The following is a 7,718-nucleotide window of genomic DNA, read 5'->3' on the forward strand; positions in this document are numbered from 1 at the left end:
GTTCTATGCACCGGAGTGGCTGCTGGTAGGGCTGCTGCTGTGGTTGCTGTGTGTCGGAGCCGGCAAGGCCAGCTTGGACGAGTTGGCCGGTCGACGTCTGGCGGTGCTGACCACCGAGGACTGAGCGTCCACTCAACACGGCCCGAGCTGGAATGTGGCCTCACCTGCGACAACAGGCCCATAGCTATTGGCGGTGGCGGAGGGATTTGAACCCTCGGACGGGGGTTACCCGTCACACGCTTTCGAGGCGTGCTCCTTAGGCCGCTCGGACACGCCACCGCGGGAGAGCTTACCCAACAGCGGCTCGGCTATCCCAATCGCTGCCGGGCGAAGAAGGTCTCCAGGAGGGCGGCACACTCCTCCGCCAGCACCCCGCCGCGCACAGCCGGACGATGGTTGAGCCGGCGATCGCGAACCACGTCCCACAGCGAGCCCACCGCGCCCGTCTTGGGTTCCCACGCCCCGAACACCAGGCGCTCGACCCGCGCCATCACCAGCGCGCCCGCGCACATCGTGCACGGCTCGAGGGTCACCGCCAGCGTCGCACCGGCCAGCCGCCACCCGTTGCCAAGCACGCGCGCGGCCGCCCGAATGGCCAGGACCTCGGCGTGCGCGGTCGGATCACCCAGGGCCTCACGCGCATTGACCGCACGGGCCAGCTCGGTTCCGTCGGCCGCCACGACCACGGCACCCACCGGGACGTCACGGGGATCCGCCGTGGCGGCAACCGCCAGCGCAGCGCGGATCAGATCTTCGTCGGAACTCACCGACCGAGACGGTCGAGCACCGACGACAGCTCATCGGCGAAGCCCATCTCGCGCGCGATGCGGCCCAGCTGCTCGTCGGCGTAGAGGTCGGTCTCGTCGAGGATGACGCTCAGCACGGCCTCGGGTAGCCCCACATCGGACAGCAACCCGAGATCACCCTCTTCGAAGGGCTCGGCGTCTTCAAGATCTTCCGGATCGATGTCAGCGTCCAGATTGTCCAGTACCTCGGCGGCGATGTCGTAATCCAGCGCCGCGGTTGCATCCGAAAGCAGCAGCCGGGTGCCCGACGGCGCAGGCCGGACGATCACGAAGAACTCGTCGTCGACGTCGAGGAGGCCGAAAACTGCTCCGGCGCTGCGTAATTCACGCAGCTCGGTCTCGGCATCGCCCAGGCTGGCCAGCGCCTTGGGTCCCATGGCAGAGCAGCGCCATTTGCCCTCTTCACGCACGACAGCCACACCGAATCCGTCCGGAGTGTCCGCCTGCGCGGAAGCCCGCTGTGCTCCCATGGGCGCCTACGCTAGTCGCGTAAGGGCCCGTTGACCAGCAGATCGGGGTCGCGTCGAGCGCCATAGCCCGGCAGGAATTCGGATAAATATGCCAACCTTGACGGGTGGCGAAGACACCGGTGTGCGTGCTGGGCCTGGGACTGATCGGCGGCTCGATTTTGCGCGCCGCCACGGCTGCCGGTCGGGAGGCCTTTGGCTACAACCGCTCGGTCGAGGGAGCTCAGGCCGCCCGCTTCGACGGCTTCGACGCCACCACCGACCTCACCAAGGCGCTGACCCGGGCCGCCGATCTTGATGCGCTGATCGTCCTGGCCGTGCCGATGCCGGCGTTGCCGACCCTGCTGACCCATATCAGCAACGCCGCCCCCGACTGTCCGCTTACCGACGTCACCAGCGTCAAAGGCGCGGTGCTCGACGAGGTGATCGCGGCCGGCCTGCTGGCGCGCTTCGTCGGGGGACACCCGATGACGGGCACGGCGCACTCGGGTTGGGAAGCCGGGCATGCCCGGCTTTTCACGGGTGCCCCCTGGGTGATCAGCGTGGACGACCATGTGGACCCGGCGGTGTGGTCGACAGTGATGGAACTGGCGCTGGACTGCGGGGCGTTCTTGGTGCCCGCCCGCTCCGACGAGCACGACGCCGCAGCGGCAGCCATCTCACATTTGCCGCACCTACTCGCTGAGGCGCTGGCTGTTACCGCAGGCGAGGTGCCGTTGGCGTTTGCACTGGCCGCGGGGTCTTTCCGGGACGGCACCCGGGTGGCGGGCAGCGCACCGGATCTGGTGCGGGCCATGTGCGAAGCGAACGCAAGCCAGCTGCTGCCGCGGGTGGACCGGGCGATCGAATTACTGAGCGAAGCCCGAAACTCGCTGGCGCACAACGACTCCGTCGCCGAGCTTGTCGAGGGCGGGCATGCCGCCCGCGCACGCTACGACAGTTTCCCGCGACCGGAGATCTTCGCCGTGTTTGTCGGCGCCGAGAATTGGCGTCAAGAACTGGCCGCCGCCGGCCGGGCCGGCGGGGTGATCAGATCCGCTCTGCCAAGCCTGGGTAGTCCACGATGAACCCGTCGGCGTCGACGGTGAGCGTGGTGTCCGACACCGGCGAATGCACCTTGATTCCTTCGCCGGAGTCGGCGGCGGAGCTGCTGTAGCTGACCGCCGCCGACGCCACGGTCATGTCCGGCAGGGTCACGTAAATCGTCGACACCGTGATCGAGTCGGCCCGCTCGTTGAGGCCGACCCGGCGAATCGGCAGCGCGTTGAAGAACGGGCTGAACACCACGTCGACATCCAGCGCCCCGTCGTGGGCGGCGCGGGACTCGCCCTGGTGGTCGGTGATCATCCACATGTTCTCTTCGTCACGCGCGACGACGAGCTGTCGTTCCCGCTCGGCCAGCGTGACCGTCATGCCGAGTCGCTTCGTCGCGCCGGTTTCGTCGGTCAGCAGGTCGTAGTAGGCAGCGAATGCCGGGTTGGTGTCGGTCTCGGCGGCAACGATGCGGCCGTTGGCTTTGATTCGCTTGCCGGACAACTGCACTCGCACCGACTCCATGCGCCGGGCGTCCTGTGAGCGCCAAGTCAGCATGGTCGACCAGGAACTGCTCGTCGCGTCTGAGGGCGCTGGGCTCACGCATCTACGTTAGGCGACGGCTGCAGAGATTTCGACGCCAGGTGGTGTGGGCTTGGGCGCAGTCTCCCGCTACCAGGCACCGACGCCCACACCGCGAATGCCAACACGCCGTCGAGAATCAGCGCCAGCGCGGCGACCATCAGCGCGCCGACCAGTGCGATGTGGAACTGGCGCACCTTGATCCCGTCGATCAGGTACCGGCCCAGCCCGCCCAGGCTCGCATAGGCCGCCACGGTCGCGGTGGCAACGACTTGCAGCGTCGCGGTCCGCAGCCCACCCATGATCAGCGGCAGCGCATTGGGCACCTCGACTCGAAACAGCACCCGCAACTCGCTCATGCCCATCGAACGCGCGGCGTCGACCACGGTGCGGTCCACCGCCGCCACCCCGGCGTAGGTACCCGCCAGCAGCGGCGGAATCCCCAGCAGCATCAGCGCGACGATCGGCGGGACCAGACCCAGGCCCCAAAGCAGCACGGCCAGCAGCAGCACCCCGAGCGTCGGCAGCGCGCGCAGCGCGTTGACCAGGCTGACCACCACCAGCGTGCCGCGCCCGGTATGGCCGACGATCAGCCCGAGCGGAACGGCCACCAGCGCCGAAACGGCCACGGCCGCAGCGGTGTATTCCAGATGCTCGAGCGTTCGGGCCGCCAGCCCCACCGGACCTGCCCAGTTCTCCGCGGTGAACAGGTAGGACAGCGCCTGGGCGACAAAGTTCATCGCGACCCGCCCACGACTGGGGCCGTCAGCAACCGGCGGCCGGGGCGCGTGACCCGGACCCAGGGCGTGGCAATCCGGCCGGCGAACATCAGCGCGACATCGATGATGACCGCCAACACGAAGATGGCGAGGATCCCTGCCACGATCTGGTCGCTCTTGTTCGCCTGGTAGCCCTCGGTGAACCAGGTGCCCAGGCCGCCGATGCCGATCACCGCACCTACCGAGACCATCGAAATGTTGGTCACCACCACCACGCGCAGACCCGCGACCAGCACCGGGATAGACAGTGGCAGTTCGACTTTGAGCAACCTGTTGATCGGCCGGTAGCCGACCGCAGTGGCCGCGTCGCGGACTTGCAGCGGTACCGCGTCCAGCGCCTCGAACACCTCGCGCACCAGCAGCGCCGTGGTGTACAGCGTCAGCGCGACGATGACGTTCGCCTCATCAAGGATGCGGGTCGGAATCACCAGCGGCAGCACCACAAACAGCGCCAGCGACGGGATGGTGAACACCGCGCTGGCGGCGACCGTGCTCAGCCGTCGCAGCGCCGTCGTCCGCCAGGCCAGCACGCCCCAGGGCAACGCGATCGCCAGACCGGCCATCACCGGCACGAGCGACAGCCTCAGGTGGATCACGGTGAGCGCCCACGCCGTCGGAAGGTGGTTGAGCAGGTAGTGCATGGCTAATCTCGCCGCTGAGAATCCAAGGCGGCCAACACATCAGCGGCTCGCACTGCACCTTTGACCCTGCCTGCCTCGTCGACGGCCACACCCATCGCTGCCGGGGACGACAATGCGGCGTCCAATGCCTGGCTCAGGTTGGCGCCCGGCCTGAACACCGACCCGACCGACGTCACGCTGTCACGCAGCGACGCGCCGCCGCGATGCTTACGCACGCCGTCGGCGTCGATCCAGCCCAATGTTGTGCCGTCCGGCTTGACCACCAGGGCCCAGCCGTCGCGGAGTTGCGCCTCACCCACGGCGGCGGCGTCGGTGATGGTGGGAATGTCGTGGATCGGCAGACTCGTCGCGTCCAAGAACTGCAGCCAGCGGTAGCCACGACCGGCGCCGATCATCCTGGCCACGGAATCGTTGGCCGGACGCGACAGCAGGTGTGCCGGCTCGTCGTACTGGTGCAGCACACCACCCCGCCCGAACACCGCCACCCGGTCAGCGAGCCGGAACGCCTCGTCGACATCGTGCGTGACGAACACGATGGTTTTGTGCAATTCGGCTTGCAGCCGCAGTATTTCGCGCTGCAGCTGCACACGGACGATCGGGTCGACGGCCGAAAACGGCTCGTCCATCAACAGAATCGGCGGATCGGCGGCCAGCGCACGCGCCACGCCGACCCGCTGCTGCTCGCCGCCGGACAGCTGCGCGGGATAGCGGGCGGCCAGCTTCGCATCCAGGCCCACTCGCTCCAGCACGGTGTAGGCCGCCTTGCGCGCCGCGCGCCGCGACTGGCCTTTGAGCACGGGAACCGTCGCGACGTTGTCGATCACCCGTTGGTGCGGCATGAGGCCCGCTCCCTGGATCACGTAGCCGATGCCGAGACGCAGCCGCACCGGGTCGACGCGCGAGATGTCGGCGCCGTCTACGACGACGGTTCCCGACGTCGGCTCGGCCATCCGGTTGATCATCCGCATCGACGTCGTCTTGCCGCACCCGGACGGGCCGACGAAGACGGTCAGCGTTCCCCGGGGCACCTCCAGGTTCAGCCGGTCGATGGCGACAGTCCCATCGGCATAGACCTTGTGGACGTCATGGAAGCTGATCAACGCCTCAACCCCCGATCGGATGGTCGAAGCCGTTGTCATGCAACCAGTTCCGGGCAGCCTGATCCGGGTCGATACCCGCATTGCCGGCCACCGAAGCATTGAGGGCGGCGACCCCGCGACTGGTCAGCTTGGCCGACACGGCATCCAGCACGTCTTTGAGCTTGTCGGTTTTCTTCTGCGAATTCACCAGCGGCACAATGTTTCCGGCCGGGAAGTTATGCAGTGGATCCTCGAGCGCGACCAGCCGGTGCTGCAGAATCGCCGGTGAAGTGCTGAAGATATTGGCCGCGTTGACCTTCCCCGACTCAAGGGTACGCACGGTCACCGCACCGCCGTCGTCGCTGATCGCCACGAAGTTTCCGGGTGCGATGTCGAGCCCATACCGCTGCCGCAGCCCGCTCAGACCCGAGGGCCGGGCCAGAAAGTCCGACGGCGCGGCGAACTTCACCTCCGGTGAATGTGGGGCCAGGTCCGCGATCGTCTTCAGGTTCCATTTGGCTGCGGTGTCGGCGGTGACCGTAACCGTGTCGGTGTCGCATGCCGGCGACGGCGTCAGGATCGACAAGTCGCCGGGCAGCCGTTTGTACAGCTCCAGTTCGATGTCGTCGAGCATGGTCACGGTGGCCCGCGGCTCAAAGTAGGACAGCAGGTTGCCGACGTACTCGGGCACCAAGTCGATCGAATGATCCTTCAGCGCAGGGACATACGTCTCGCGGCTGCCGATCCCCATTTCCCGGCCGACATTGAAGCCGTTGGCCTGCAACGTCTGTGCGTAAATCTCGGCGATGATTTTGGATTCCGGAAAACCGGCGGACCCGACCACGATTGAATTCACATTGGTCGATGCTCCGCCGAGCGGGTTCGCGCTGCCGCAGGATGTGACGGCGAAGCACACCACCGTCAGCCACACCGCGACGCGGTGCCCGTGCCGTCGCAGCATGCTCATGACAACCGACATTAGCTGTCGTCAGCGCGACACCGGCCCACGTTTCCTGGTGGTTCGGTTACCTTTGCCCCGCCAAAGGGTAAACATGACGCTATGAGCAGCGATCCGTCTGTACCACCTGAACAGCCGCCAGAGACGTCCGCGCCGGTCCCGGGCACCGTGCCGTCGGCGCCGGAAACTGCGGTCAAGTTCACCCGTACTGCGAGCGTGTGGTCGTCGTTGATCGTTGGCTTTCTGATCCTGATTGTGCTGCTGGTCTTCATCACCCAAAACCTGTCCGATGCGCCGGTCCACTTCTTCGGCTGGCACTGGACCCTCCCGCTGGGAGTGCAGGTGCTGCTGGCGGCAATATGCGGCGGGCTGGTCACCGTGCTGGCCGGTACCGCGCGGATTTTCCAGTTACGGCGCGCCGCGAAGAAGAATCTCGCCGCCGGCCTCGTCACGCGCAGATAGATCAAGGCCCAAAAAATCAGGCCCTGCGCAGCTCGGTCAGCCCGCGGGCGATCAGCGGCGCCACGGTCTCGCCGACCCGGTCGGAGGCGTCCACGTCGTCGTCACCGCCCGACATCCGCCTGCGGAAGTCGATGCCCGCGGCGATGATGGCCAGCTTGAAATAGGCCAGCGCCATGTAGAAGTTCCAGTGCGCCAACGCACTCCCGGAGATCACCGAGTACCGGTGGGCGAGCTCGTCGGCGACCGGCAATTGCGGCGATGTCCAGGCGGCGTGCGCGTTGATGATCAAGTCGAGCGACGGGTCGCGGTACACACACATCAGCGCCGCGTCGCTGAGTGGATCGCCCAGCGTGGAGAGCTCCCAGTCGACCACGGCACGCACCTGCGACGGGTCGTTGGAATCCAGGATGGTGTTGTCGATCCGGTAGTCGCCGTGCACGATCGACGTCTGGCTCTGCTGTGGCACGGCGTCCTGCAGGGCCGAGTGCAGTAGCGCGACGTCGGCGTCGCGGTCGTCGTCGGGCAGGTGGACCAGTTCCCACTGCGATCCCCACCGCCGCACCTGGCGCTCCAGATATCCGCTGGGCTTGCCGAAGTCGCCGAGTCCGACCGCGGCCGGATCGACCGCGTGCAGGTCGGCCAGCACCTTGATGAGCCCGTCGACGCAGCCCTCGATGACGCGTTGGCCGCCCAAGGCTTCGAGTTCGGCGCGGCTGCGTACCACTTGTCCGGCAACGTATTCGACCATCTGGAACGGCGCGCCCAGCACCGACGCGTCGTTGCACAGTGTGACCGCGCGGGCGACCGGGACCGGGGTAGCGGCCAGACCGGCGACCACCGTGTACTCCCGCGCCATGTCGTGCGCCGACGGCGTCAGCCCATGCAGCGGCGGGCGGCGCAACACCCACTTCG

The 7,718-nt window shown here is 67.2% G+C and carries 10 protein-coding genes and 1 tRNA gene; 2 read left to right on the forward strand and 9 right to left on the reverse strand.

The genetic code is table 11. From position 1 onward, the window contains the following. Window positions 1-188: 188 nt before the first annotated feature. From VGH54_RS06000 to VGH54_RS06010, 3 genes are all read right to left on the reverse strand, one after another. Window positions 189-279, reverse strand: a tRNA-Ser gene (locus VGH54_RS06000). Window positions 280-308: 29 nt separating this feature from the next. Further along, window positions 309-767 (reverse strand): nucleoside deaminase, encoded by a 459-nt coding sequence (locus VGH54_RS06005; RefSeq protein ID WP_331511023.1) that lies wholly within the window; start codon window positions 765-767, stop codon window positions 309-311. Next, complete coding sequence (locus VGH54_RS06010; RefSeq protein WP_331511024.1) at window positions 764-1,276, reverse strand: tRNA adenosine deaminase-associated protein; 513 nt, start codon at window positions 1,274-1,276, stop codon at window positions 764-766. Before VGH54_RS06010 ends, VGH54_RS06005 begins: the two co-directional genes overlap by 4 nt. A 119-nt stretch (window positions 1,277-1,395) precedes the next feature. Here VGH54_RS06010 and VGH54_RS06015 point away from each other — a divergent pair, with 119 nt between their 5' ends. Next, window positions 1,396-2,340 (forward strand): prephenate dehydrogenase, encoded by a 945-nt coding sequence (locus tag VGH54_RS06015; protein WP_331511030.1) that lies wholly within the window; start codon window positions 1,396-1,398, stop codon window positions 2,338-2,340. Here VGH54_RS06015 and VGH54_RS06020 read toward each other — a convergent pair. From VGH54_RS06020 to VGH54_RS06040, 5 genes are read right to left on the reverse strand one after another with little or no spacing between them, the layout of a single operon-like run. Then, window positions 2,303-2,908, reverse strand: a complete 606-nt coding sequence (locus VGH54_RS06020; protein WP_414688652.1) for a putative glycolipid-binding domain-containing protein — start codon at window positions 2,906-2,908, stop codon at window positions 2,303-2,305. The genes VGH54_RS06015 and VGH54_RS06020 overlap by 38 nt on opposite strands. Then, a complete protein-coding gene (locus tag VGH54_RS06025) occupies window positions 2,905-3,627 on the reverse strand; it encodes an ABC transporter permease (protein WP_331511025.1) in 723 nt (240 codons plus the stop codon). The genes VGH54_RS06020 and VGH54_RS06025 overlap by 4 nt, the downstream gene beginning before the upstream one ends. Continuing rightward, window positions 3,624-4,307 (reverse strand): ABC transporter permease, encoded by a 684-nt coding sequence (locus VGH54_RS06030; RefSeq protein ID WP_331511026.1) that lies wholly within the window; start codon window positions 4,305-4,307, stop codon window positions 3,624-3,626. The genes VGH54_RS06025 and VGH54_RS06030 overlap by 4 nt, the downstream gene beginning before the upstream one ends. Before the next feature lie 2 nt (window positions 4,308-4,309). Continuing rightward, entirely contained in the window at window positions 4,310-5,407 is a 1,098-nt protein-coding gene (locus VGH54_RS06035; RefSeq protein WP_331511032.1) for an ABC transporter ATP-binding protein, read from the reverse strand. A gap of 4 nt (window positions 5,408-5,411) precedes the next feature. Continuing rightward, window positions 5,412-6,353: an ABC transporter substrate-binding protein gene (locus tag VGH54_RS06040; protein ID WP_331511027.1), complete on the reverse strand. Its 942-nt coding sequence runs from the start codon at window positions 6,351-6,353 to the stop codon at window positions 5,412-5,414. A 93-nt stretch (window positions 6,354-6,446) separates the two neighbouring features. Between VGH54_RS06040 and VGH54_RS06045 the strand changes: the two genes are divergently transcribed. Continuing rightward, window positions 6,447-6,806 carry a LapA family protein gene (locus VGH54_RS06045; protein WP_331511028.1) on the forward strand — a complete coding sequence of 120 codons (360 nt, stop codon included), beginning with the start codon at window positions 6,447-6,449 and terminating at the stop codon, window positions 6,804-6,806. Window positions 6,807-6,822: 16 nt separating this feature from the next. On the opposite strand, the gene VGH54_RS06050 is transcribed toward VGH54_RS06045, so the two are convergent. Beyond that, the coding region (locus VGH54_RS06050) for a phosphotransferase family protein (protein WP_331511029.1) at window positions 6,823-7,718 on the reverse strand (896 nt) is incomplete at its 5' end.

This window comes from Mycobacterium sp. (genome assembly GCF_036488105.1).
Classification (GTDB): domain Bacteria; phylum Actinomycetota; class Actinomycetes; order Mycobacteriales; family Mycobacteriaceae; genus Mycobacterium.

What these genes read in the sequence shown, in the direction of transcription:
- VGH54_RS06030 (WP_331511026.1), bottom strand. Translation starts at nt 4,307, where the DNA reads ATGCACTACCTGCTCAACCACCTTCCGACGGCGTGGGCGCTCACCGTG.
- VGH54_RS06045 (WP_331511028.1), top strand. Translation starts at nt 6,447, where the DNA reads ATGAGCAGCGATCCGTCTGTACCACCTGAACAGCCGCCAGAGACGTCC.
- VGH54_RS06025 (WP_331511025.1), bottom strand. Translation starts at nt 3,627, where the DNA reads ATGAACTTTGTCGCCCAGGCGCTGTCCTACCTGTTCACCGCGGAGAAC.
- VGH54_RS06040 (WP_331511027.1), bottom strand. Translation starts at nt 6,353, where the DNA reads ATGAGCATGCTGCGACGGCACGGGCACCGCGTCGCGGTGTGGCTGACG.
- VGH54_RS06010 (WP_331511024.1), bottom strand. Translation starts at nt 1,276, where the DNA reads ATGGGAGCACAGCGGGCTTCCGCGCAGGCGGACACTCCGGACGGATTC.